This window comes from Zoogloea sp. LCSB751 (genome assembly GCF_002028455.1).
GTDB lineage: Bacteria > Pseudomonadota > Gammaproteobacteria > Burkholderiales > Rhodocyclaceae > Zoogloea.
Window position 1 is genome coordinate 1 of the sequence record NZ_MWUM01000125.1, and the last position, 309, is coordinate 309.

The 309-nt window shown below is 66.0% G+C and carries 1 pseudogene; it reads left to right on the top strand.

The window, feature by feature from the left end:
• Positions 1 to 16: 16 nt before the first annotated feature.
• Positions 17 to 309 (top strand): annotated as a pseudogene (locus B4920_RS26025) (phosphomethylpyrimidine synthase ThiC); the annotation flags it as partial.

Sequence of the window (309 nt, forward strand, 5' to 3'; positions counted from 1 at the left end):
CCCCAAAGGAGCCTCCATGAACGCCACCGACAAATTCCTCGCCTCGTCCGCCCACGTGGACGAAGCGGCCGTAGCGCCGCTGCCCAATTCCCGCAAGATCCACGTCGAAGGCTCCCGCCCGGACATCCAGGTGCCGATGCGCGAGATCACCCAGGCCGATACGCCCACGGGTTTTGGTGGGGAAAAGAACCCGCCGATCTTCGTCTACGACTGTTCCGGCCCCTACACCGACCCTAGCGCGAAGATCGACATCCGCTCCGGCCTGCCGGCCCTGCGCCAGGGCTGGATCGAAGAGCGCGGTGACACCGA